The organism is Pseudomonas sp. V98_8, assembly GCF_029967975.1.
Lineage (GTDB): Bacteria > Pseudomonadota > Gammaproteobacteria > Pseudomonadales > Pseudomonadaceae > Aquipseudomonas > Aquipseudomonas umsongensis.
Genome location: NZ_JASCAE010000022.1, coordinates 1 through 655 on the forward strand (window position 1 = coordinate 1; position 655 = coordinate 655).

Genomic DNA, 655 nt, shown 5'->3' on the forward strand with positions numbered 1-655 from the left:
ACAACTATTCCACCGAGGTAAGAAAGATGAGTGCGGCTTCCCTGTATCCCGTTCGTCCCGAGGTTCTGGCCAACACCCTGACCGACGAGGCGACCTACAAGGCCATGTACCAGCAGTCAGTCGTCAACCCGGACGGCTTCTGGCGCGAGCAAGCCAAGCGCCTCGACTGGATCAAGCCTTTCACCACGGTGAAGCAGACGTCCTTCGACGATCACCATGTCGACATCAAGTGGTTCGCCGACGGCACCCTCAACGTTTCCTACAACTGCCTCGATCGTCACCTGGCCGAACGTGGTGACCAGGTCGCCATCATCTGGGAAGGCGATGACCCTTCCGAAAGCCGCCACATCACCTACCGCGAACTGCACGAACAAGTCTGCAAGTTCGCCAACGCCCTGCGTGGCCAGGACGTGCACCGCGGCGACGTGGTGACGATCTACATGCCGATGATCCCCGAAGCCGTGGTCGCCATGCTGGCCTGCACCCGCATCGGCGCGATTCACTCGGTGGTGTTCGGCGGTTTCTCGCCGGAAGCCCTGGCCGGTCGCATCATCGACTGCAAATCCAAGGTGGTGATCACCGCCGACGAAGGCATCCGTGCCGGCAAGAAGATCCCGCTCAAGGCCAACGTCGACGACGCCCTGACCAACCCGGA

The 655-nt window shown here is 61.4% G+C and carries 1 protein-coding gene; it reads left to right on the forward strand.

Annotation, left to right across the window (positions count from 1 at the left end; genetic code table 11):
* Positions 1 to 26 precede the first annotated feature (26 nt).
* Positions 27 to 655: AMP-binding protein (locus tag QLG10_RS07900; RefSeq protein WP_282486624.1), on the forward strand; the 629-nt coding region annotated here is incomplete at its 3' end.